Origin of the sequence: Breznakia pachnodae (genome assembly GCF_030814225.1) — a bacterium.
Taxonomy (GTDB): Bacteria; Bacillota_I; Bacilli_A; order Erysipelotrichales; family Erysipelotrichaceae; genus Breznakia; species Breznakia pachnodae.
The window spans coordinates 316,632-341,473 of record NZ_JAUSUR010000004.1 but is presented as its reverse complement, the minus strand read 5'-3'; the positions used below and the strand labels follow the sequence as shown (position 1 = coordinate 341,473).

General features: G+C 32.2%; 28 protein-coding genes. 24 read left to right on the top strand and 4 right to left on the bottom strand.

Annotated features, from left to right (window positions below; genetic code table 11):
• The first annotated feature begins 7 nt into the window (after positions 1-7).
• The 3 genes from J2S15_RS12665 (at position 8) to J2S15_RS12655 (ending at position 3,156) form a co-directional block, all read left to right on the top strand.
• The gene (locus J2S15_RS12665; RefSeq protein ID WP_307408874.1) at positions 8-841 is read left to right on the top strand and encodes a PRD domain-containing protein; all 834 of its coding nucleotides are present in this window, start codon (positions 8-10) and stop codon (positions 839-841) included.
• Between the two features lie 104 nt (positions 842-945).
• The gene (locus tag J2S15_RS12660; protein ID WP_307408872.1) at positions 946-2,352 is read left to right on the top strand and encodes a PTS transporter subunit EIIC; all 1,407 of its coding nucleotides are present in this window, start codon (positions 946-948) and stop codon (positions 2,350-2,352) included.
• Positions 2,353-3,156, top strand: coding sequence for a ChbG/HpnK family deacetylase (locus J2S15_RS12655; protein ID WP_307408870.1), 804 nt, complete (start codon positions 2,353-2,355; stop codon positions 3,154-3,156).
• Between the two features lie 64 nt (positions 3,157-3,220).
• Here J2S15_RS12655 and J2S15_RS12650 read toward each other — a convergent pair whose 3' ends face one another.
• Complete coding sequence (locus tag J2S15_RS12650) at positions 3,221-4,240, bottom strand: hypothetical protein (protein WP_307408869.1); 1,020 nt, start codon at positions 4,238-4,240, stop codon at positions 3,221-3,223.
• Positions 4,241-4,376: 136 nt separating this feature from the next.
• Here J2S15_RS12650 and J2S15_RS12645 point away from each other — a divergent pair, with 136 nt between their 5' ends.
• Positions 4,377-5,147 carry a Cof-type HAD-IIB family hydrolase gene (locus tag J2S15_RS12645; protein ID WP_307408867.1) on the top strand — a complete coding sequence of 257 codons (771 nt, stop codon included), beginning with the start codon at positions 4,377-4,379 and terminating at the stop codon, positions 5,145-5,147.
• Between the two features lie 33 nt (positions 5,148-5,180).
• Here the strand turns inward: J2S15_RS12645 and J2S15_RS12640 are convergent, their stop codons facing one another.
• Entirely contained in the window at positions 5,181-6,098 is a 918-nt protein-coding gene (locus J2S15_RS12640; RefSeq protein WP_307408865.1) for an AEC family transporter, read from the bottom strand.
• Entirely contained in the window at positions 6,098-6,955 is an 858-nt protein-coding gene (locus J2S15_RS12635) for a MurR/RpiR family transcriptional regulator (protein WP_307408864.1), read from the bottom strand. The genes J2S15_RS12640 and J2S15_RS12635 overlap by 1 nt, the downstream gene beginning before the upstream one ends.
• Positions 6,956-7,209: 254 nt before the next feature.
• On the opposite strand from J2S15_RS12635, the gene J2S15_RS12630 reads away from it, so the two are divergent.
• Genes J2S15_RS12630 through J2S15_RS12600 form a run of 7 tightly spaced genes read left to right on the top strand, consistent with a single transcriptional unit; the run spans position 7,210 to position 12,294 of the window.
• Positions 7,210-7,938, top strand: coding sequence for an amidohydrolase family protein (locus J2S15_RS12630; RefSeq protein WP_307408862.1), 729 nt, complete (start codon positions 7,210-7,212; stop codon positions 7,936-7,938).
• Positions 7,939-7,940: 2 nt separating this feature from the next.
• Positions 7,941-8,666, top strand: a complete 726-nt coding sequence (locus tag J2S15_RS12625) for an amidohydrolase family protein (protein ID WP_307408861.1) — start codon at positions 7,941-7,943, stop codon at positions 8,664-8,666.
• Between the two features lie 30 nt (positions 8,667-8,696).
• Positions 8,697-9,014: a PTS sugar transporter subunit IIB gene (locus J2S15_RS12620; protein WP_307408859.1), complete on the top strand. Its 318-nt coding sequence runs from the start codon at positions 8,697-8,699 to the stop codon at positions 9,012-9,014.
• Between the two features lie 13 nt (positions 9,015-9,027).
• Entirely contained in the window at positions 9,028-10,278 is a 1,251-nt protein-coding gene (locus J2S15_RS12615; RefSeq protein ID WP_307408858.1) for a PTS sugar transporter subunit IIC, read from the top strand.
• Between the two features lie 12 nt (positions 10,279-10,290).
• Positions 10,291-10,635 carry a PTS lactose/cellobiose transporter subunit IIA gene (locus J2S15_RS12610; RefSeq protein WP_307408856.1) on the top strand — a complete coding sequence of 115 codons (345 nt, stop codon included), beginning with the start codon at positions 10,291-10,293 and terminating at the stop codon, positions 10,633-10,635.
• A gap of 5 nt (positions 10,636-10,640) precedes the next feature.
• Positions 10,641-10,964 carry a hypothetical protein gene (locus J2S15_RS12605; protein WP_307408853.1) on the top strand — a complete coding sequence of 108 codons (324 nt, stop codon included), beginning with the start codon at positions 10,641-10,643 and terminating at the stop codon, positions 10,962-10,964.
• A gap of 13 nt (positions 10,965-10,977) precedes the next feature.
• Entirely contained in the window at positions 10,978-12,294 is a 1,317-nt protein-coding gene (locus J2S15_RS12600; RefSeq protein WP_307408852.1) for a 6-phospho-beta-glucosidase, read from the top strand.
• Between the two features lie 74 nt (positions 12,295-12,368).
• Here J2S15_RS12600 and J2S15_RS12595 read toward each other — a convergent pair whose 3' ends face one another.
• Positions 12,369-12,956: a hypothetical protein gene (locus J2S15_RS12595; protein WP_307408850.1), complete on the bottom strand. Its 588-nt coding sequence runs from the start codon at positions 12,954-12,956 to the stop codon at positions 12,369-12,371.
• 224 nt (positions 12,957-13,180) lie between these two features.
• On the opposite strand from J2S15_RS12595, the gene msrB reads away from it, so the two are divergent.
• The 13 genes from msrB (at position 13,181) to J2S15_RS12530 (ending at position 24,823) form a co-directional block, all read left to right on the top strand.
• The gene (msrB, locus tag J2S15_RS12590; RefSeq protein WP_307408848.1) at positions 13,181-14,128 is read left to right on the top strand and encodes a peptide-methionine (R)-S-oxide reductase MsrB; all 948 of its coding nucleotides are present in this window, start codon (positions 13,181-13,183) and stop codon (positions 14,126-14,128) included.
• A gap of 133 nt (positions 14,129-14,261) precedes the next feature.
• A complete protein-coding gene (locus J2S15_RS12585) occupies positions 14,262-14,543 on the top strand; it encodes an HTH domain-containing protein (protein ID WP_307408846.1) in 282 nt (93 codons plus the stop codon).
• Complete coding sequence (locus J2S15_RS12580) at positions 14,544-16,172, top strand: BglG family transcription antiterminator (RefSeq protein WP_307409003.1); 1,629 nt, start codon at positions 14,544-14,546, stop codon at positions 16,170-16,172.
• Positions 16,173-16,178: 6 nt separating this feature from the next.
• Positions 16,179-16,502: a PTS sugar transporter subunit IIA gene (locus J2S15_RS12575; RefSeq protein ID WP_307408843.1), complete on the top strand. Its 324-nt coding sequence runs from the start codon at positions 16,179-16,181 to the stop codon at positions 16,500-16,502.
• A gap of 14 nt (positions 16,503-16,516) precedes the next feature.
• A complete protein-coding gene (locus J2S15_RS12570; protein WP_307408841.1) occupies positions 16,517-17,848 on the top strand; it encodes a PTS sugar transporter subunit IIC in 1,332 nt (443 codons plus the stop codon).
• A complete protein-coding gene (locus J2S15_RS12565; RefSeq protein ID WP_307408840.1) occupies positions 17,835-18,857 on the top strand; it encodes an ADP-ribosylglycohydrolase family protein in 1,023 nt (340 codons plus the stop codon). Before J2S15_RS12570 ends, J2S15_RS12565 begins: the two co-directional genes overlap by 14 nt.
• Before the next feature lie 3 nt (positions 18,858-18,860).
• Entirely contained in the window at positions 18,861-19,181 is a 321-nt protein-coding gene (locus J2S15_RS12560) for a PTS sugar transporter subunit IIB (protein ID WP_307408838.1), read from the top strand.
• Between the two features lie 177 nt (positions 19,182-19,358).
• The gene (locus J2S15_RS12555; RefSeq protein WP_307408836.1) at positions 19,359-20,141 is read left to right on the top strand and encodes an HAD family hydrolase; all 783 of its coding nucleotides are present in this window, start codon (positions 19,359-19,361) and stop codon (positions 20,139-20,141) included.
• 74 nt (positions 20,142-20,215) lie between these two features.
• Positions 20,216-21,049: a class B sortase gene (gene srtB, locus J2S15_RS12550; protein ID WP_307408834.1), complete on the top strand. Its 834-nt coding sequence runs from the start codon at positions 20,216-20,218 to the stop codon at positions 21,047-21,049.
• Positions 21,050-21,222: 173 nt separating this feature from the next.
• Complete coding sequence (locus tag J2S15_RS12545; protein WP_307408832.1) at positions 21,223-21,642, top strand: hypothetical protein; 420 nt, start codon at positions 21,223-21,225, stop codon at positions 21,640-21,642.
• A gap of 113 nt (positions 21,643-21,755) precedes the next feature.
• Complete coding sequence (locus J2S15_RS12540) at positions 21,756-22,154, top strand: hypothetical protein (RefSeq protein ID WP_307408830.1); 399 nt, start codon at positions 21,756-21,758, stop codon at positions 22,152-22,154.
• A 277-nt stretch (positions 22,155-22,431) separates the two neighbouring features.
• The gene (locus J2S15_RS12535; protein ID WP_307408828.1) at positions 22,432-23,697 is read left to right on the top strand and encodes an RNA polymerase sigma factor; all 1,266 of its coding nucleotides are present in this window, start codon (positions 22,432-22,434) and stop codon (positions 23,695-23,697) included.
• A complete protein-coding gene (locus tag J2S15_RS12530) occupies positions 23,687-24,823 on the top strand; it encodes an InlB B-repeat-containing protein (protein WP_307408826.1) in 1,137 nt (378 codons plus the stop codon). The genes J2S15_RS12535 and J2S15_RS12530 overlap by 11 nt, the downstream gene beginning before the upstream one ends.
• Positions 24,824-24,842: the final 19 nt, after the last annotated feature.

Sequence of the window (24,842 nt, the reverse complement as noted above, 5' to 3'; positions counted from 1 at the left end):
GTGAAAAATGATTATTAAGAGGGTACTGAATAATAATGCTGTTATGTGTCTTGATGAACATGACAATGAAATTATTATAAAAGGGAAAGGGATTGCTTTTCAAAAGAAAAGTGGAGATGTTGTTGATAAGGATAAAATTGAAACAGTTTTTAGAAGTCAGAATATTGAAATAATCCATCGCTATCAGGAAGTCTTAACGAGTGTTCCAAATGATATTATTGAAGTTTCGGAGCAAGTAATTGATGTCATTAAAGAAAACGTAGATAAAGATCTTAGTGATAAAATCTATGTCACACTGACTGATCATATTCATAATCTTATTGAACGCATCAGTATGGGGATTGCGTTTGACCATGGTTTGTTATGGGATGTAAAACGTCTGTATAAAGAAGAATATCAGGCTGGATTAAAAGCAGTTGAAATTATTCGAAAAAGATTTGATGTAAAGATTGATGATGATGAAGCAAGTTTTATCGCATTACATATTGTGAATGCGCAAATCAACAATACGGAAGTAAAAGATATTGTTGCTACCACAAGAATGATTGAAGATGTATATACGATTGTTGAAAGTGATTTTAATTTAGAGCTTGATAAAGACAGTTTGGATTACACAAGATTTCTGATGCATCTAAGAATCTTCTTTGAACGCATTTTGAATAAAAGTAATCTAAAAGCAGAAGGAAATCAGGAATTGTTGAATACGCTCAAAGAGCAGTATCCTCAGCAATATGATACGGTATTAAAAATACTAAAGTATGTTTCTACCATGTATAAGGAATCATTGGATGGAGAAATTCTATTTTTGCTTGTACATGTAGTTAAACTGACAAACCATTAGGTTGTCATAACATAAGGAGGTGAGGTTATTACTGAACTGGATAGTGACAGTAAGGCTGGCTAGACCTTTTAAACATAAGTTGTTTAAAAAGGAGGTTTATTAAAATGAACAAAAAAGAATTAGCAACTAGTATTATTGAAAAAGTAGGAGGAGCAGATAATATAGAATTTGTGACTCACTGTATAACAAGATTAAGATTTCGTATCAAAGATATGAATAAAGTTGATGTGGATAGTTTAAAAGCCACAAGTGATGTGATGGGAGTTGTCGACAAAGGGGGACAACTTCAACTAATTATAGGTCCTGCAGTTCAGGAATTATTTAGTGAAGTTTCATCGCAATTACCAAATACAGAAGTAGCAGCAGGTGAAGAAGAACCTAAGAAAAAGGACTTTTCATTAAAAGGAATTGGAAATACAATCATGGATGTTGTTGGTGCATGTATTGCGCCAATGTTACCAATTCTAACAGCTGCCGGTTTGATTAAATTGATTGTTGCATTGCTTGGCCCAACAATGTTGAATGTATTACCTGAGACAAATGATCTTATGCGATTATTAACATTTGTAGGAGATGCAGGATTCTATTTCTTCCCAATGTATGTGGCATATGGAGCAGCGAAAAAATTTAATACAAGCATTCCATTATCACTATTTATTGCGGGGATTTTACTGCATCCAACCTTATTCCAGATTGTGGAAGAAGGTCAGGCATTTAGTGTATATGGAATTCCAATGAAACTGACTACCTATTCGTCTAGTTTTATTTCAATGATTATGATTTGTTGGGCAATGTCATATTTGGAAAAAGGATTACGAAAAGTAATTCCAACAGCATTGAAATCTATGTTACTTCCACTTCTAACGGTTCTAATTATGCTACCAATTGCATTGTGTATTCTAGGACCAGTTGGAGCTTTCGTAGGAGATGGTTTGGCTGTCGCAATTACGAAACTACATGAAGTATTAGGTCCAATCGCAGTAGGTCTAGTAGCAGCTCTATGGCCGCTATTAATCGCAACAGGAATGCATCAGGCATTAATTGCTGTTGGAGTTACGCAGATTGCAACTCAAGGATTTGAATCAATTATGTTTGTTGGCGCAAGTATTGGTAATTATGCACTAATTGCAATTTCTCTTGCCTACTTAATCAAAATAAAAGGTGCTGAAAATAAAGCGTATGCAAGCAGTAGTGCAGTTACTCTTATACTTGGAGGTATTAGTGAACCAGTACTATTTGGAATTTTACTAAGATATAAAAGAAGTATTATATACCTATTAGCAAGTGGGTTTGCTGGCGGACTGATTGCAGGACTCTTAAGTGTTAAATACTATTTCTTTGGTGCAACAAATATTCTGGCATTTTTAAGTTTTGCTGGAGGAGAATCTTCAAATATGACATATGCAATTATCGCATGCGCAGTTACCTTTGTAATTGCATTTGTAATGAGTATGATTTTTGGATTTGGTGAGGATGATGCAGTAGTAGAAATAGAAAGTGAGAACAAATAAATGAAAAAATTACTAATGCAAAGTGATGACTATGGAATTACAGATGCAGTCAGTGATGGTGTAATCAAGGGGATTACAAAAGGTATTATTCGTAATACTGGGATGTTTGTGAATATGGACAGCTCAAAACTAGCAGCAGAAAAAATTAAATCAGTTGATGTATGTTTAGGGATTGATATTAATTTTGTTGCAGGTAAACCAGTAAGCAATCCAAAAGAGGTTCCAAGTTTGGTTGATGCTGATGGTATGTTTATTACTTCACAAGAACAAATGAAGAAATATCCATTAAAAGAAGTTCAGGGTCTTGTTGCTGTGTTTGAAGAAGATCCATATCCATATGATGAAGTATTATTAGAAACAGAGAATCAAGTAAAACGATTTATTGAACTGATGGGAAGAAACCCAGAATATCTTCATCCTCATTCTTTGTGTACACCAAATACTATCAAAGCGATGAAGACAGTTGCAGATAAATACAAGATTATTTTCTCAATGGATGTGCTTGGAAATGATGATTACAATTATCCAATGGATGCTGATTTGCTGGATAAAAATCGTTCATTAGAGGATCAGTTAAAGCCAGATAAGAAAGTAAGATTTATAAATAAATTTCTCCCAAATATTGGTGATAATGAAATCTGGATTTATATTGTCCACTGTGGTCATATCGATTATGAATTGTTTAAACATACATCATTAACCTTAGATCGAATGCTGGACTTAGATTTAGCAATCGACGAAGAAATTATTAGGTATATAAAAGAGAATGAGATAGAATTAATTACCTATCGTGATTTAGTTTAGTTATTATATAAGTGTATAAAAATAAAACCTCGTTATGATGATTTCAATAACGAGGTTTTATATACTATAAAACGATTTCTTTGTTACCTAATATTACTTCAGATTCCATTCCTTTATTATTAATCAAATCATTATCAATTTGTTCATATGTAAATTCTGATGAATAAATAAGTATATTGTCTTCATAGAATGCAACTCTTTGAATCAAGTCCCCATTTGACATCAACATATCATAGAATTTATTAGGTTCGACTTCTTCTAATGTAACATTGTAATTTTCGATATATGATAAAACATCAACATCACACTTTCGAAACAGTACATTTTTATATCCATCTTCATAGTTTAAGTTCCAAAAATAACTATGACCAGAAGCAGTATAATCTATATCAGAGTAGACGTTAATTGAATTTTCAGAGGTATCATCAGCAATGTTTAATTGTTCTTCAAACCCTTCGTTTTTACACGCTTTGGCAATATTAACAAATCCATAGTCTTCTAAATTAATATCAAATTTATTCTCAAAGTCAGTAATAGTTTTTTCTATGGATGTAATTCCTTCCTTCAAAAGAGGAACTGATAAATATGTTGCTTTATCTTCACCTTCCAAGATAAGTCTGCCATTTTTTATATCACTATTAGCAACTTTATTATTTACATATCTCTCAGCAGAGTATTCAAGAGCATAATTGTAATTACCTCCATCATAAGCTGTTAAAGTCAATGTTTGGATTATTGAATTTTCAGTATCTATTTTTTCAATTTTTTCATATGTATAAATAGTACGCTGTGAACCAGAAATATGTTTAAAACTAAAAGAAACAGATAATTTTTGGTCTGTTGTGTCTTCTATAGTTTTTGATACTCTCAAATCTCTTTTATTTACATCTTCAGCTTCAATTTCAGGTTGGACATACATGGTCCAATTATCATCTTCATAATCACCACTGTCATTCGTTAAGTCCAATATTAATTGTTGAGTTTCAGTCCAATAGTCAGTAATCACTATTTCCTTGTTTGTGTTTCCGCAACCAAATACTACAAGGAAACATAAAACAAAAATTAGTTTTATTATTTTCTTCATAATTCACCATTCTCTTTCTCTCATATAATTATAACTTTAATAGAATTTTATCATATATTAATTTTAATTTATAGAATTGTTATATAAACCACTAAAATAATCATGGTATACTTTATCTTAGGGAGGACATAAAGAGATGATTAAAGCGATTTTTTTTGATATTGATGGAACACTTATAAGTTTTAAAACGCATAAGATAGCGGATTCCACAATCCAGGCATTAAAGGATTTACGTAAGAAGGGAATTAAGTTATTTATTGCGACAGGAAGAGGAAAAGATGGGTTAGGTGCATTGGAGGATTTACCCTTTGATGGATTTATCACAATGAATGGACAGTACTGTTTTTCAGGTGATGAAGTGATATATGAAAATGCAGTTGATAAAGATGATATAAAAACTTTATTAAACTATATTGAAGATCATCCGATTGCATGTGGTTTTATTACCAAAGACAGAAAGTTTTATAATAAACGAAATGAGCGAGTAGAGGAGTTAAATAAGATTACTAAGAATGATGCAACCCCTGCAAGTGATGTTAGTATCTTAACGGATTATAACGTATATCAGTGTATGTTGTTTGTGGATGAACCACAGGAAAAAGAAATTATGAAATTATTACCAAACAGTATTTCTTCACGTTGGCATCATTTATTTTGTGATGTATCACCAATGGGTGGAACGAAACAGAATGGTATTGATAAGTTTCTGGAACACTTTGATATTAAGTTATCAGAAACGATGGCATTAGGAGATGGTGGAAATGATATTCCAATGCTGAAACATGTGGCAGTTGGGGTTGCGATGGGAAATGCTTCAAAAGAAGTAAAAGATGTAGCTGACTATGTCACAGACGATGTCGACAATGATGGTGTAGTAAATGCGTTAAAGCACTTCAATTTATTATAAAAGCCCTAGTTGGGCTTTTGTTTTATATAGAGATTAAAGACTCCAAAACGATATTGCAATTTCAAGGATGATTGGAATCGTAAATAAACTAAGCAAAGTAGATAGGCAAATCAGCACGGATGCTCGATTTGAATTTAGCTTTGCTTTTTCTGTGAATAATGCAACACTGATTGCTGCAGGAGAGGCTGAGAGAATCAGGATGATTCTTCTTAGAAAATCTAAGTCTTTTCCTACAAAGAATCCTAAGAGTACACAAATAAGTGGTAATAGAATAAGACGAATTAGAATTGGTGGAAGATTCTTTTTTAGTTCATCAAGATGGTCTTTTATATTGCTTGATGCAAGGAAAGAACCTAGCACTAACATTGCAAGTGGTGTATTCATATTACCTAAGTAGGTTAATGGAGTAGTAACTATAGAAGATATTTGAATATTCATAAAGTATACAAATAACGATATTAGGATTGAAATAATTAAAGGAGATAGAAATAGTTTCTTCAAGGATAATTTATTATGAGGACTAAGTGTATTATATCCATATGTCCACTGTACAATCGAATTGACTACCATATATGCTGAAATATAGAATATAGCGTATTCTCCTACAATTGCAGATACTAAAGGGATTCCCATAAATCCTGAATTCGGGATTGCTACTATATTTTTATCAATGGGATCTTTTAAGAGTAATTGTGCTGTAAGGATAAATAATAAATGAGCGATGATGGAAAAAACAAAACTTATTAGTAGATTTGTTGCATCTATATTATTATAGGGTTTATTAAATGAGAGAAAGATGACAATTGGAATCGTTAGATTAATTAGGATATCAGATAAACTTTTTGATACAGTTTTATTTAGTATGCCTAGTTTGTGTAATGTGTATCCAATTCCAATTAGAATGAACATGGAGATAATCTGTCCAATGATTGTTATGGTTGATGAGGACATTAATAATTACCAAAATCTTTTTTATATAGTTTATTTATTTTCATTAATCGATCATAGAAGTTCTCGTTTTGTTCATTAAATAATATTCCATATATTACATCAATAAGACCCAATGTAGCAATTCTTGATGATAGTGATAAGTTGTTGTTTGGATCATCAATACTATTAATATACATATTCAAATTACAATAATCTAATAAAGAATTTTTATAATTCTTGGTAATGGATACCATGTAAGAACCTCTGTTCTTAATGTGTTTTGCAGCTTCTAACATAACTGAGGTTTCGCCAGAGTAAGACAGAAGGAATACAACATCATTGGGAGATGCAAAATAAGAATAGGTTAAGATATCACTTTCCACAGTAAAGTATTTACTATGTAGTCCAATTCTGGAGAATTTTAAATGCGCATCATAAGCAACAACTCCACTAAACTGTACACCTAGGAAAACCACATGGTCTGCAGCGAGAATCTTATCAGCAAGGTTCTCGATTTTTTCAATTGGATTGGATCTGATAGTTTCAGAAATAGAGAATGTACTTTGTGAAATAATCTTATCTACAATCTCTGAGGATTCATCACCTTTTTCAAAAGGTAGGGAAGATAATGTTGTTTCTTCACCTTTTAAAAATAAATTCAGTTCAATAGCAAGTTGCATTTTTAAATTATTGAATCCATCATATCCTTGTTTCTTACAAAAACGAGCAATTGTGGAACGTGAAGTATATGTACTTTTTGCAAGATCTTCCATTGTCATTTCAATTACCTGATTTGGATAGTTAATGATGAAGTTGGTAATTGCTTTTTCAATTGGTGTTGAATTCTTATTTTTCTGCAATTCTAGGAAAAAACTCATATTATATACTCCTCTCTATAAATAGGGCACTCTTACCTATATTATAGCGAATATAAAAATATTGAGTGTATCATTAAGTGAAACAATTGTATCAAATGCATCACTTTAGTGAAGATATTTCGACCAATCAGTATGTTTTCATATTCATTCTGACACGTTTGTTTCACTATTGACTCGAAAGTGTCATATGTTGAACCCTAGAAAGTGAGAAATATGGTGTATTATGTAAGCGATTACAAAGAAAGGAGGAGAATATGAAAAAGTTTATGGATTCTCACGTTCATTTAAAGAACAGAAATGAAGAGGTTTTGAATATTGAGGGGTTATTAAAAGAAATGGATGATGCTGATATTGAAAAGGTGTTCTTAATGCCTGCTAATTCTACCATTGAAGAAAATGAAAGAATGCTAGAACAAGTCAAAGGTCATGAAGAGCGATTTATACCTTTTGCCTTTATCAATCCTTATCACGAAGATTGTGTGGAACGATTTACTGACTATGTATTGAATCGTTGTGTAAAAGGATTGAAGTTACATCCTGTGTGTGATGCCTTTCCTGCAGATCGTGCTTACATGTTAGATCCGTTACTTGAAATCTGTGATCGCTATCGGCTGCATTGTATTATTCACTGTACATCAGACGCACCGAATAGTTCTCCATTGCAGTTTGAAAAAACGGCGAAACGCTGGCCAAATGTTACATTCCAAATGGCTCATATGGGTGGCTGTTGGTTATCCAATGATGCAATTAAAGTTTGTAAGCGCAATAGTAATATTTATCTTGATGGTTCTACAGTTTCCTTAAGTGCTGTTAGAAGAGCAGTCAGCAGTTGTCCAGATAAATTTCTAATGGGAACAGATATTCCATTCTACCATTTTGAAATGGAAAAACTAAAGATGCATTATGCAACCGACGACCCAGAAGTTTTTCATAAAATCACTTATAAGAACATGGAAGATTTAATTACAGAAAGAAGGTGGTGAATATGTTTGTAATTGATGCACACAATCATATAGGTAATCGTAGGGGAAGAAAGGGACAGAGCGCAGAAGAAATTATTGCTCAGATGGATGAATCAAATATTGATCAGGCAGTGGTATTCTCGTATGTTCCATATCCAAATAATGATTATATAGGTGACATGGTTAAGAAATATCCAGATCGATTAATTGGTTTTGCAATTCTTGATCATACCCAAAAGAACCCAGAAAAAGAACTGGAAAGAGCAGTTGTTGAACTGGGACTGAAAGGATTGAAATTAGATACACCTACACATGGGTTCTCCATCGATGATTTTTCAGTTACTGGTCCAACCTTTGAAGTTGCCAATAAATATCATCTGCCAGTTATCTGCTATTGTGGTGATAATAACTTTGTTCATCCATACAAGTTTGCAGAAGCTGCAAAACGTTATCCAAATATAAACTTTATTATGGCACATGCTGGTATCTTGTTTATGACTAGTCATGCAATTGAAGTATGTATGGAAAACAAGAACTGTTATATTGAAATATCAAATATCAATGGAAAAGTTATCAATGATGCCAAAGATAAAGGTGTACTGTCACAAGTTCTATTCGGAACGGATACACCGTTTAATTATTTTGAAGTCATGAAATGTTGTGTTGAATCAGCGCTTGATGATGATTCAGAAAAAGAATTAGTTTACAGTAAGAATTTTAAAAATATCCTAAATCAGGTAAAAACATAATACGATTCGAACAAAAGGGGGAAAATTATTATGAAAGCATTAATTATTTGTCAATTCGCTATAACAAGTAAAAATATGATTACTAAAATAATAAAATACACAGAAGAATTCAAAAGTGGAATCGAAGTAGAATGTGCTTCCGTATCAGAGATTTCTGAACTGCCATTTGAAAACTACGACATTGTATTGTTGGCTCCACAGATTCGTAATTATTTAAGTGCTGTAAGTGAAAAATGCAATGAGCTGGATATTCCTGTTGATGTCATTGATGTAGTAGCTTATGGTTTACAGGATGCAAAAAAAGTTGTTAGTCAAATTGAAAATCGTATGAATACCATAAATTCATAGAAAGGACAAAATTATGAACAAAGTTGTTCAATTTATGGAAGATAGGATTATGCCGCCTTTATTTAAGATGGCATCAAATAAATATTTATTAGCAATACGTGATGCATTTACATCTACCTTAGCGATTGTATTAATTGGTAGTATGTTTTTGCTGATCTGTTATTTTCCAAATGATACTTGGGCAGAAATAGTAGCCCCTTATGTAAGTATCTTAAATGTCCCCAATGTTCTTACATTAGGAATGATCGCATTATATATGTCATTTGCTATTGGATACTCACTGGCAAATACAGTAAAACTTCAACCACTGGTTAATGGAGTTGCAACAGTTGCAATCTTCTTGATTATGGTCAATCCATTAACTGAGGAAGGAACACTTAGTCTGGCTTATATGGGATCACAGGGAATCTTCTGTGCAATTCTAGCTGGAGTTATCACGGTTACACTGAATTATCAATTTACAAAAAGAGGAATCCTCATCAAGATGCCTGATTCAGTGCCACCAGTTATTTCAGCAGCATTTGAAATGTTAATATCATTGAGTGTTATCGTTGTCATCGTATGGGGCATTCGTTTGGTATTAGGAGTAAATATCCCAGAGTTGATTTCACTGATTATTTCTCCACTCGCAGTAGCTGCCGATTCTCCATTAGCAGTTCTATCTGAAAGTCTGGTTTCTCGCTCTTTATGGTTTGCAGGAATTCATGGAGGAAGTATTATTGCCTTCAATGGAGGAGCACTATATCCATTCGCACTTGCTAATATCGAAGCAAATGCAGCAGCTGTTGCTGCAGGACAGGCAATGCCATATATCATCACTCCATCATTTGAAAGTTTCTTCCAGGACTCTAGTGTCTCTGCATTTGCTATCTGTATTATGATGGCAGTCAAATGTAGATCATCACATCTAAAAGAAATAGGAAAACTAGCAATGGTACCTGCAGTCTTTGGCGTTACAGAACCATTATGGTTTGGTATGCCAATTGTACTAAATCCAATTATGCTGATTCCATTCCTCTTTACCAATACATTTAATTTATTAATGACTTGGCTTCTATCCTATCTCAATGTTATAGGAAGAACGTATATTACATTACACTGGGCTTTACCAGGATTCTTAGGATCATATCTGTCATCAGGAGGTAACGTTGCCAATTTAATTTGGTGGTTAATACTAATGGTTCTAAATTGTTTCATCTACTATCCATTCATCAAAATGTATGATCGACAAAAAGTAGATGAAGAAACAGCAGTTACTGTATAGGTGACTAGAAAGATGGGTGAAATGATGAACGAGAATAAAAATGAAGAATTTGAGCAAAGCCTATCAATGATGATTGCTTATGCTGGGGATGCCAATGCGAAAGTGTTTGATGCATTTGATCGCTTTAACATTGGCGAAAAAGAATTAGCTTATCAGATATTGGATGAAGCACAAGAAGGACTTTTAAAAGCTCATAAGTATCAATTTTCATTTCTTAGCGAAGATGCTGAGGATGGAAGTGTACTACCATCAGTATTGATGATTCATGCGATGGATATCTGTATGATTGCTTCAAATTCAATTCAATATACTAGAAAATTATTTGCTTTACTGGACGAACACAATTTAATAGGGTAAAAACTATGAAACTAAAAAAACAACCATGCAAATGTAATACAACAAAGTATGAACTTAACTTTAAAGGATTGCACTTCTTCTTTTTGAACGGGATGCGTTGCAAACAATGTGGAAAGACGTATAACGTAAAGTGTTTATTCGAGAATATGAGTATGAAACATATTGATTCTTTTATTAAGATTATATTTTTATTAACAGCACTATATTATATCATTCTTAATTTCTATATAGGTGCTATTTATATGGCGGTGTTAATACTGGCATTGAACTATTTGTTGTATCCACTCTTATTAAAAATGGGAATATTATTAAAAGCAGATTTAAAATAAAGGAGGTGGAAAAATGAACAAACTTAAAGTTGTAACTATTGGAGGTGGGTCATCTTACTCTCCAGAATTAATAGAAGGATTTATTAAAAGAAACGATACCCTTCCTATTGATGAATTATGGTTGGTTGATATTGAAGAAGGTAAAGGAAAATTAGAAATCATTGGTAATCTTGCCAGAAGAATGATAAAAAAAGCCAATGCAGATATAAAAGTGTTTACTACTTTAGATCGTAGAGAAGCACTGAAGGATGCAGACTTTGTAACTACTCAGTTCAGAGTAGGTCAGTTAGATGCAAGAGAACATGATGAACTCATACCATTAAAATATAGAGTAATCGGACAAGAAACCAATGGACCTGGTGGGATGTTTAAAGCGCTTCGTACGATTCCAGTCATCATGGATATTATCGAAGACTGTAAAGAATTGTGTCCAGATGCTTGGATTATTAGTTTCACGAACCCAGCTGGTTTAAATGCAGAGGCAGTTTTCCGCTATAGTGGATGGAAAAAATTCATAGGTTTATGTAATTCTCCAATTGTCATTAAGCATAGAATTGCTAAGTTATTAAACTTAGATGTAGAAGAATTAAGAATTGATTTTGCTGGATTAAATCATATGGTTTTTGGTTTACATGTATACTACAAAGGTGATGAAATCACAAAGGAAGTAATTAGCAAACTAGGTGAATACAATGAAAATCTATCATTTAGTGAACGCTTCGAAACAATTCCATATACAAAGGAATTTCTAAATACGCTAAACTGTATTCCAAGTCCTTATTTACGATATTATTTCGTAAAACAACAAATGTATGAGCATGCATTTGAAGAAGCAAGTAAAGGAGGAAGCAGAGCACAGGTTGTGAAGGAAGTTGAAAAGAATCTATTTGAAAAGTATGCAGATGTAAATTTAGATGTAAAACCAAAAGAGATAGAATTACGTGGAGGTGCACATTATAGCGATGCAGCTTGTAACTTAATCAATTCTATTTATAATAATCTATGTGATATTCAAATTGTAAATACACTGAATAATGGAGCATGTTCTTCATTTAGGGATGATGAAGTAGTTGAAATAAGTTGTGTAATTACAAAAGATGGACCTAAGCCAATTACAATGGGTAGATTACCAATTATGGTGGAAGGTCTGTGCAGACAAATCAAATCTTATGAAATTATGAGCGCCGAAGGTGCAATGAATGGAAATTATAGTACGATTCTAAGTGCCTTAACCATCAATCCATTGGTACAGGATGAAACAGTAGCTGCTGCGATAATTGATGAAATGCTAGAAGTAAATAAGAATTATCTCTCCAAATTTTCTAGCTAGAAAATACTAGAAACTCAATATACTTAGTTTTCCCACTTATTCAATATAAAAGCCCTTGAATCAAACAAGGGCTTTTATAGTTTCTTTATTACATTTTCAATTTCATCATATATTTCATTCGTTTTATTTAAAAATTCTTTTAATCCTTTAATATCGATATTATCCTTTAAAGAAAGCAGATAATATAATTGTGCGATATCAGGGACAAGATTAGAAATTGTATCAGTTCGATTAATTTGACTGTTTACATTTAAGTTTGCTGACAGCAATCCACGAATCCCATCAAGCGAAATGGTTGTTAGAAGATTCATACAAACTGTTTTTGTTTCCTTATTCAGTTTGTCTATTGTTATTTCAGCACCTTTCGTGTGGTCTTGCATAATTTTTATAATTTCTTTAATAATTACTTCATTTAATTTTATTTCATTTTGAGCTTTCCAAATATTAAGTTTTAAATCACCTTCGTCTTCTTCCTGCTCTTCTCTTTTTTGAAAAAAATAACTTACAGCGAATCCACCAAAAGCTGAAGCAGAACTGAATAAAACTTGAGCAGCAGCATTTGATTGCGCAATACTTACTGCAATACTGTCACGAAATATAATTACAATCGCAAGTATTGTAATCGCAATAATTGCAACAAAATAATTAATTCTCCTTTTCACTTATATCACCTTCCGTGAAAATTATAGCATATTATAAGAAATATACTTCTTTTATACTTGAGTAAATAAGAGTGTGGATATGTGTAATGAAAATTTATATAACGTTATTGATAGGGTTTGTAGTAAAATAGAATATAGACAATAAAGTGCAAACCAATTTCACTTATATCGAAAGTGGAGTATATTAATAAGAAGGATATAAAGTATTCAAGGAGGATTACAATATGGTAAAGGATATATATTTTGCAGGTGGATGTTTCTGGGGCATAGAGCAATATGCGAAAAACATCATGGGTGTAATTGCTACTGAAGTAGGTTATGCAAATGGAGTAACCCAAGTTGCCACTTATGAAAATTTGAAAGTAAGTGATCATGCGGAAACGGTTAAAATTACTTATGATAATGATATTATTACACTATCATTTTTACTTGAATTATTATTTAAAGTTGTGGATCCAACGTCACTTAATAAGCAAGGGAATGATATTGGAAGACAATATCGCAGTGGTATCTATTATGTTGATGAAAGTGATTTAGATGAAATTAATGAAGTAATGAAGCGACTAAAGAACGAATATGGAGATGTTGTAGTAGAAGTAGAACCATTACAAAACTATATTACAGCGGAAGTTTACCATCAGGATTATCTGGTAAAGAATCCAAATGGATATTGCCATATTGATTTTAAGGCAATACAGGATGTGAAGAAGATCAAAGTAGATCCATATAAATATAAAAAATTATCAGATACAGATATGAAAGATAAGCTCGATAATGAAGCTTATGATGTAGTTGCAAATAGTGCTACCGAACATCCTTTTACAAGTGAATTTGATAAGTTTGATGAGCAGGGAATTTATGTTGATATCGCAAGTGGAGAACCATTGTTTTCTTCTTTAGATAAGTATGACGCAGGCTGTGGATGGCCATCATTTACTAAACCAATTGATATAAACAGCGTGGTTGAAATAAGTGACAGCAGTCATAATATGGTACGTACAGAAACTAGAAGTAGAGTAAATGATTCTCATTTAGGTCATGTATTTAATGATGGACCAAAAGATGCTGGAGGATTACGATACTGTATCAATGGAGCAGCTCTCAGATTTGTTTCTTATGATGATATGGATAAAGAAGGGTATGGGTATCTAAAAGTTCTTTTTGAAAAATAGTAAATTAGTTTGGAGTTGTAATGACTTCAAACTTTTTTTTGTTGATGCAACCATTTCCTAAAGAGTTGTTGAAATTCTTCATATTGAGGAGAAGGGAACTATTACTTATAATAAGGGTGAAGAGGTAAAGAAAATGAATAAAAGAGAAAAAGGTATATTGCTATATCTATGTGAGAATGAACTTTCAACTAGTGAAGCCATGGCAAAAGAGTTTCAAGTTACTACAAGAACTATTCGCAATGATATAAAAATGCTGAATGAGCAAGCATCTGAAAATGGATTTGAAATTTTATCAAAGTCAGGAATTGGTTATAGTATGAATATAACAGACCTAGATTGTTTTCAGCAGTTCTGTGATGAGATAGATGAAAAATCTATTGATATACCTGTAACTAGTGAAGATCGCATTGCTTAACTGTTAGACTTACTTCTTCTAAATAACAGTGAATATGTAAAAATGGATGATTTGGCCAGTCAATTATTTGTATCAAAATCTAGTATATCAACGGATTTAAAAACGGTTAGAAGTATATTGAAAAAATTTAATTTAAACCTGATTACACGTCCAAATTATGGAATGAAGGTTGAAGGAAAAGAATTTGATTTGAGATTATGTGCTGCCGCCTATACAATCAATCGTCTTGAAGGAGATGATGAAGGTGCAGTAGAAGAGACTCTGCGTATCATTAGTGAGGTGGTTTCAGAGTATATGAAAGAATCAAATATTCGAATAAGTGAAGTATCTTATCGAAATTTAATTACGCATATCTATATTGCGATAGAACGAGTGAAAGAAGGTCACTTTGTTCCTATGGACACTGATATGCTAAGTTCACTACAAAAAAATACCACCTACGATGTATCCAAACGAATAGCTAATTTTTTGGAAACTACATTTGAAATAGAAATTCCAGAATCAGAAATTGGTTATCTTGCAGTACATTTATCAGGGAAACAGTTCATAGAGGTAATCCCTGGTGATGAAAATGTTGTAATAAGTTCAGAGATAAATAATATTGTAAAACATATGCTAAATGAAATTAAAAATAGTTATAATATTGATTTTACAAATGATTTTGAATTAATTATGAATTTATCCCTTCATTTAGTACCCATGGATATTCGAATAAGATTCGACATGAATCTTAAGAATCCTTTGCTTGTGGATATAAAAAAACGGTATTCGCTTGCATATATGCTAGCATTATCAGCAAGTGGTATTTTGAAAAAGCATTATCAAAAAGATGTAGATGAAGAAGAGATTGGTTATATTGCATTACATTTTAATTTAGCATTGGAAAGACAAAAAAGTATGATTGCAAAAAAGAATATTGTAATCGTATGTGCAACGGGAAAAGGGAGTGCTTCCTTATTGATTCATAAGTTTAAAAGTGAAGTAGGAAACTATCTTAATAACGTTGTGGCATTAGATGTAATGCATTTGGAAGATTATGATTTTTCAGATATAGATTATGTGGTCACTACTGTGCCTATTCCATATAAAGTACCAGTACCTATTTTGGAAATTCAGTTTTTTATGGATGATAAAGATATTAAAGCTATTAAGAATTTATTACAGTCTGGGAAAAACTTTGCTTTAGAAAGATTCTTTGATCAAAGACTATTTATCCCAAGGTTAAGGGCACGCAATAAAGATGAAGTAATTAGTACCATGGTAAATAAAATCAAAGAAATCAAAAGTATACCAAATGAGTTTTATGATTTGATAATGAAAAGAGAAGAGATGTCAATAACAGCGTTTGGTAACTTAGTGGCAATACCCCATCCCTGTAAATCTATAGGCGAAGAAACTTTTGTTTGTGTTGCCATTTTAGATGAACCAATTTTGTGGGATGAAGTTGAGGTTCAATTTGTGTTTATGATGTCTTTAAAAGAAATAGTAGATGAAAATATGGATACTTTTTCATCGATGGTATCTAAATTACTAATTAATAACAGTTATGTTAAGGCAATTATAGAGTTAAGAAAATATCAAACACTTATTGATTGTTTTAATGATATAGAAAGAGAAATGAGGAATTAATATATTATGAGTGAGACATATGAAATAGCATTTCAATTGATTTTGGCAGCAGGTGATTCAAAATCTGAATCGATGAATGCAATAAAAAAAGCAAGAGCAGGAGGTTTTGATGAAGCGAATTTACATGTAGAGAAAGCGCAAGAAGCCTTAACCAATGCTCATCAGATACAAACAGATTTGATTCAAAATGAATCTCGAGGAAAATCAATTGATATTAACATGATTGTGATTCATGCACAAGATCATTTAAGCATGGCTTTAACTACTCTTGACAGCGCTAGAGAAATGATTAATTTATATCAAATGATTTATGAAATAAAAGAGAAATAAAGAGGAAAAAATATATGAATAAACTAATAGAGAAACTTCAGAAAGTTTTAATGCCAATAGCAAATAAGTTAAATAAAAATACTCGTATTTTGGCGTTGAGAGATGGATTTATGTTATCACTGCCATATACAATGGTAGGTTCTATATTGACATCATTGTTTAGTATTCCATTGCTGGATGACTGGATGGATCCAGGTATGTTATCTGCAATTAGAGATTTTGTATCTCCAACAAATACGTTTTCAAATGGAATTTTAGCATTAATTGTATGTTTAGGAATTGCATATAGTTTATCGAAACGACACGGATTGATTCCATTGCATGGTGCGCTTACCGCAGTTATTGCCTTCTTAATTAATATTCCAATCGGTGTTTCTGTAGCACCTAATGGATCATCAGAATATATATTAAATTTAAGTGATATAGGGTCAAAATCAATTATGACTGCAATGTTGTTTGCAATGGTATCGGTAGAGGTATATCGATGGGCAGTAAATCATAAACTGACAATCAAACTTCCTGCAGGAGTTCCAGGATCAATTCAAGATTCGTTTACTTCATTTTTACCTGCAGGAACTGCAATGTTATTTGCTGTTATAATAAGAACAATATTCTTACAAACAGAGTGGGGAGATATTACAACATTCATTTTCTATTTTGTACAAAGCCCATTAAAATCATTAGGCACAACATACCCTGCAATGTTAATTTATGGTATATTTGTAAATTTATGCTGGTTCTTTGGGATTCATGGACAGTCATTAACAGGGAGTGTATTTGGTCCACTACTTAAAGTTACAAGTGCAGAAAACCTGGCAGCATTGGATGCAGGACAACAACTGCCTAATATTGTTACATCAACATTTGCCAAAACTTGGATTAGTTATGGTGCATGGATTGCAATTCCATTACTAATAGCAATTTACTTTTTTAGAAAGAAAAGAAAGGACTGGGCTAAAATTGGTAAGTTGGGTATTGCCCCAGGTATATTCAATATATATGAACCATTGATGTTCGGTATCCCATTGGTATTGAATCCATTTATGTTAGTGCCGATGCTATTGACACCAGTCATTACAACTACCATTGGATACTTTACGACACTTATTGGTCTTATTCCATATACCACAGGGATTGAACTGCCAATTACGATTCCAATTGGAATATCTGGAATATTATCAAACAACTCATTATTGACTGGTCTTTTGCAGTTGTTGACATTAATTCCACTTATTGGTTTATGGTACTTATTCCTGAAAGTGCAATATAAATCAGATATGGAGACTGGAGCATACATTGAAGAAGATGAAGATGCTGCAGACGAGTTTGTAAATGAAACAGCATAAAATATTAGGTGCATTATATGGAGCAGCCTATGGTGATTCCTTAGGAGCGGTTAGTGAATTTTGCACAAGAAAAGAGATTGTTGATGCATTTCCAAATGGTTTAACTGATTATGCACAATCAATCAGTAGAATCACAGCGGGAATTACCCCTGGTCAAGTTACGGATGATTTTGGTTCTAGCTGTTATGTGATGGAAAGTATCTTAAAATATAAAGGAGTTTTTAATCGGGATATCGCAATTGAAGCATTGTTGAAATGGTCAACAGATGAAGAGGTATTTGGCAAATATGCTGGGATGAATACAAAAGAAGCAATGGTCCGTTTGCGTGATGGTATTGTAATCAATGAGATGGATAAACAACGTCATTTTGCGGGTAAAAATACGAATGGTGGCGCGATGAAAGTAAATCCAGTTGCTTTACTTGCGCAAGGGAATCATGATCAGACTATTGTATATACATTAGACTTATGTTGGCCAACACATTACAATAGTGCAGCTGCCTCCGGAGCATGTGCAATTGCTTGCGCAATAAACGAAGCGCAGAATCCAAGTGCTACAGTGAATACGATTATTGATAAAGCGATTCAAGGTGCAAAACGTAGTAGACAACAATTAGATAGTGAAGGCTATTATGCGTTTGGACCATATGTTGAAAATCGTATACAACAAGCAGTAATTTTAAGTGAAAATTGTAAAAATAACGATGATATTATACGCGTGCTTGATGAAGAAATAGGAACTGGAATTCAAGTGCAAGGTTCTGTAGCAGCAGTATTTGCAATCATTGCAGCCACAAAAGGATCATTTGCAGATGCTATTTATTGTGCAGTGAATGCAGGTGGTGATACTGATACCATGGCATCAATGATAGGTGCAATTCTTGGAGGGTATCATGGAATGGAAGTTATTCCAAAGACTGCAATTGAAAAAATTAATTCAATTAATTCTAATCTGAATTTAAAAAATATAGTGTACTCATATACAGAGTTGGTAGGAAAGGAGGAATGATTTATGAGAATTATGTTAGCCTGCGCACTTGGTATGTCTACTGGGATGTTAATGGAGAAGATGAAAGAAGTTGCAATTGCTGAAGGAAAAGATTATAAAATCTGGGCGGTTGATATGAGTTCTATTGATAAGAATGAAGGCGAATTTGATGTTTTGTTGTTAGGCCCACAAGTAAATTATTTGCTTGATGATATGCAAAAACAGTATGGTGATAAAGTTCCTGTTCTAATAGTAAAGCCTGTTGATTATGGAAGAATGAATGGGAAAAATGTTCTTAGAGATGTAGAAAAAGCTTACACGGAGTTTAATAAAAGTAATACATAGTTATAAAATATTAAAAAGGAAACAACTCTAATTAAAAGGAGTTGTTTCCTTTGGTTTAGAACGAAAAGAACGTTTGTTTCAAAAAATGTAACTAGTAAAACAACTTTTGGGAGGATAATGTCTAGAAAAATAACTTATTTTAGTTTATGATTTGAATTGGAAAGCGTGGTAAATTATATGATTAAATTAATTGTTAGTGATATGGATGGAACGATTGTGAAATCCAATTTAGAGATACCAGAAGAAATTGTCTCAATTTTTCAATCACTTATTGAGAAAGGAATTGCTTGTGGAATTGCTACTGGTCGTTCTTTTCATTCCATCAGGAATACATTTAAAGAGATTGCAGATGATATGATTATTATTTCTGAAAACGGTGCAATGGTCTATTACAAGGGAAAGGTTTTAAAAACTACTACATTCACCAAAGAAATTGCAAAGGAAATCAATGAAGTCACAAAAAAGAGTGATGGGGTAATTGCATTTTCCGGAGTAAAAAAGGGTTATGTATTTAATGGTAATGATGATGTAATGCATATTATGGAACATCATTTTCCTGATTTAGAATGTGTCAATTCTTTTGAAGATATTGATGATGAGTTTCTAGAAATATCTGTTTATTTTAAGAATCAAAATGCAGGTGATTCTATCGATTTGTTTGAACCTTTACGTGAACATGTGAATGCAGTAAGTTCTGGAAGTGATTGGATTGATATTAATGTAAAGGGGTTAAACAAAGGAGAAGGAATTAAGATACTCCAACAAAAATTAGGAATAAATAAGGAAGAGTGTATGGCTTTTGGTGACAACCTTAATGATATTGAATTACTTCAAAGCGTTGGCGAATCTTACGCAGTAGCGAATGCACATGAACAAGTAAAAGAAATTGCTAAACATATCATTGGTGCTAATAATGAAGAGAGTGTACTAAACGAACTTAAGAAATTATATTCACTATAAGAAACTGGGCTGAAAGGCCCAGTTTTCATGTATGTGATATAATAAAATACGAAGAAGTAATCATGAGGTATAGCATGGCAAAAAAAAGTAAAAAACCAGTAAGTAAACTTCGAAGAATTATTGAAGGAATTATATTAATAGTTGCGATATGTGTATTTATTTATGCCGCTTTCAATTTGTATACTATATGGAAGGCAAATAATGATGAAGCGAATGAAATAGAAGAGATTCGTGAATTGGTCAATGTTCCTAAAACGGAAAAAGAACTGGATGAGTTTGAAATTGACTTTGAAGAATTGTTGGCAGTGAACCCTGAGGTTGTTGGATGGATTGTAGTATTAGATACTGATATTTCTTATCCTGTAGTAAAAGGAACTGATAATGACTATTATTTGGATCATACATTTAAAAAGGAAAGTAATTATGCTGGAGCCATCTTTATGGATTATCGAAACAATGCCAACTTAAGTGATTTGAATACATTTATCTATGGTCATAATGTCTATCATGGAACGATGTTTGCAGAACTTGAGAACTATATGGATAAAGAATTTTTTGAAAAGCACCCTTATGTATACTATTACACACCAGATGCAAACTATAAGTTACAGGTGTTTAGCAGTTATGTAAGTAAAAGTGATTCATCATCTTATCGTATTGATTTTCAAGATGATGAAGATTACCAGGCATATATAAATGAGGTAAAAGAAAAAGGGCGTTATGACAGTGGTGTGGAAATGAGTGCTATTGATCATATGATTACACTATACACATGTGCTTATGAAAATGGTAATAACCCATTTAATACGGATCCAAGGGATATTGATGAACGTTATTATATTCATTGTAAGATTATTCGTGCATTAAGTGGAGAGATGCCTTATCAAAGAACAGATGGAAATGAATAATAACCTATAAAGTAGATTGTTATAAAAACTATTCCCTAGGAAATGGGGGGACATAAATTAAACAACAAAATCTACATATTAGCCAATTATATTGAAATAGTTAGTTTTAAGATATATGATGGATATAGAGAATCATATGTTTAGATAATTTTATGAAAGGAATAGGGATAAGGATGAAACTATCAAATGGGAAAAAAACAATAATTTTATCAGGATCGATTTTTGTATGTATTTTATTACTAATTAGTGCTAAATCAATGGATGCAGAAATAAATAGAATAGATTTAAGTAATTCTACTATTACTGATGTAAGTAATTCTGATGGAATAAATATGAATGAGAGTGTAGATGTATGGACACAAGAAGAGCTTGATGAATATTTTTCTGGATTGGATGATGACCAGTTAATTCTGGAAATGCCTGAAGGAGGATTTCTTTACTCTATTGATAATCCAACACCAGGAGTTGCTGATGCAATCGTTACTGATGAAGATGGTACTTCTATTGAATATGATGTAGATACTGATCCAAACTCTGAAACAGTTGCAGAGGCAAAAGTAAGAATGCTTGGGCAACCAATCAGATATGAGTAATGACATATGTAGGCTACAAAATAATTGATTGCAATGTTTTACAATGCATTATAAAATGATTGTAAGGGTAATAGATAGATTCTACAGTTCAATAATAGAAAGGGAATATTGGGATGAAAAAAGACGATATATATAGATTTGTAATCATGTTTGTTTTTATTAGTGCAAGCATTTTGGGAATACTGTTTGTATCACAAAATGGTACTATCACTTCAGATGGTGAAGTATCTACTAAAGTGTATGATAATGAAGGAAATCTGCTTGCTCAGTTAGCCAGCAAAAATGGTGAATCAGAACAGCCAGAAACAAGTCATTTAAAAGATTTTGAGTTAGTCTGTCAAGCATATAATAACAATGGCTTACCAAAACCAGAAGTAATGGATGCGAATGGAATGAATCTTGTTGATCTATATATAAAAGAAGGTACTCCTTTGTATGAAAATAATGATGAGGAAGGTCTTGAAGAACTAAGAGAAGAGTTAGGGATTGTAACAATTTCTTATGGTTATTAATAAATAAAATTACTCATATATACAGGCATAAAAAAATGTCTGTATTTTTTTGTGCAAAAAGTTTTTTAGATGAAAATGAACTATCTATTAGTTTTTTACGACTAAAGAAAGGACGATGTACATAGAATGTACATTTAGTACACGATATTGGGGGAATAAATTCGTTGTGACTTTTCAAAAGCAAAAAAAGTTGATGATTCATCAACCGAAAATTGAATAGGATTGTCCAACTAAAGAAGAAGTATACATTTCATGACCATTGCAGATGGAGGGCAGTATGAAAACAGAGAAAATAGACATAGAGTATATTGAAAGATTAAGGAAGGGAGATAGTGAAGCAATCGACTATATTTATAAGTATTATCGTAACCCACTTTACTATTTTGCATTAACTTTATTAAAGAATGAAGCTGATGCTGAAGAAGCGGTTCAAGAAACGTTTATTAAGGTAATAGAAAAGATTCATACATTAAAAGATAATAAAGCATTTCATTCATGGATATTTACCATTGTTTTTAATCATTCAACAAATGTGAATAATCGAAAAAGAAAAGATAAGTATTCGGATGGTGATTCTAAATTAGAAGAGTTTGTAGAGAGTAAAGAAATCTCTGATGATATGGATGAAAAAGAATTAGTGAGTGTTGTAAAAAAAGAGATTATGAATTTACCAACAATGTTACATGAGGTTGCTTTTCTTAAATATTTTGATGATTTAACTGTAAATGAAATATCTGAAATTTTAAGTATTCCAACAGGAACAATTAAATCAAGACTGGTAAGAATTCGAAAACTATTACAACCAAAATTGGAAGAGAAAGGATACACCCCAACAAAATACTTAAGTGTAGGATTTACACCAATTGTATATCAAGCATTTCAGGAACTTGTAATGCAGAATCAGATGTCAGCAGAAGCATCGGTTCGTGTGCTTGATAAGATTACCACAATCGTAATTACAACAGGTGGTGTAAAAGGTGGAGTGTTCTTGGGAGGAACAACAAAAATATTAATCACAACGGCAGTAGTAACAGGTGTTGGATTTACAGGCTATCAAAGTTGGCAATCTCAAGCAAGTGGCAGTATTGAGAAGATATCTTACTATAATGAATTAAGTTCAAGCAGTATTGAAGTAGAAGCATTAATGAATGGTGATTACAGTGAGAATCAGATACAGATAACGAAAGATGCAGCAGCAGTTGATTATGTACTTGAAGGAAAACAATTAATATTTGTTGCTGATACAAATGGAACCTATAGAATTGCAGTAGAAGATGAAGAAACCGCTGTAGAAATTACAAACATTGATAAAGAATTACCAAAACTAAATAGTGTTGCATATGAGAATAATGTGCTTCAGTTTAATTTGAGTGACAATAAAGGGATTGATTATCAATCTTCTTATATTGTATATGAAGGTGAGAAACTTCTAATTCCTGATAATCAGAAATTAGAAATTGATATAAAAGGAAGCTTCCAACTTTTTCTAAGTGATGTTGTAGGAAATCAAGTAAGTTATGAGATTGATGTCGATGAAGAATAAATGTAAAATCTTAGTTTTATTTGGTATAATCGTCTGTAATTTCTTTTTCGTTAGCAGAATACAAGGAAATGTATTTGATATCAATCAAAGTTCAAGTGGATATTATGTTGATGGTACTACATTAACACCACTATCTTCACAAACCAATATTCCTTATGGTGCAAATGTACAATTGCACTTTAATGTTACAAATTTACCTGATAATCAAATCACTGCTAAATTTGAAAGAACATATGGAATGGAGTATCTGGCTTACTATAGTGGTGTCTTACAAATTGATGGAAGAGTTGTATCTCAACAGGAGTATTCACAGTTTATATCATCAACAGGTGCTAGTATTACTTGTGCGAATCAACAAACAACAATTATTCTGACAGTAAAATCAGTTGGATCTACGCAAGGGAAGATTACGGGTAGTTTATCAATTACTGTACCAAATGATTCATCATCAGTAAAAACTCAAAAATTGGAACACGCATTCTATGGTAATTATGCATTTCCTAAAGAACATAACGTGCAGTTTTACCATGAAGGTACTTTGTTATCGAATCAAAATGTAATAGATGGAAGTACACCAATGATTCCTTCACTATCTGATACAGATGGATACACATTTGTAGGATTTAACACTCAAAAAGATGGTTCAGGCAGTTTCTATCAAAATGATGCAATTCATGAAAGTGTAAATTTATATGCAATATTTCAAAAGGTACAATATACAGTAAATTATTATGTTGATGGAGAACTATTCCATAGTGAACAAGTTTATTATATGGAAAGTCCTAAATCGATTACCCCTGATAAAGAGGAAGGCAGAACTTTTTTAAAGTGGGATCGAAGTTTAGAGACAATCACTTCGAATGTTGATGTCTATGCAATTTTTGAAAGTGAAGACGAAGAAGAAATAAAGAATAACTTACGATTTAGAATAACTGATAAACAGTATGGTGAGGAAGCAACTATTACGGAAAAGAATCATGTCATTCATGTGTCCGATGTAATTAGCAATCCTGACTTAGAAATAAAAGAGATTACAATAACAAGAGAAGAAACTCAAATATCATTATTTCCATTACTATGTATTGGTGGAATTATAATAATTTATATTATTTGGCGAAAAGCATAAACCGCTTTTCCATCTCTCT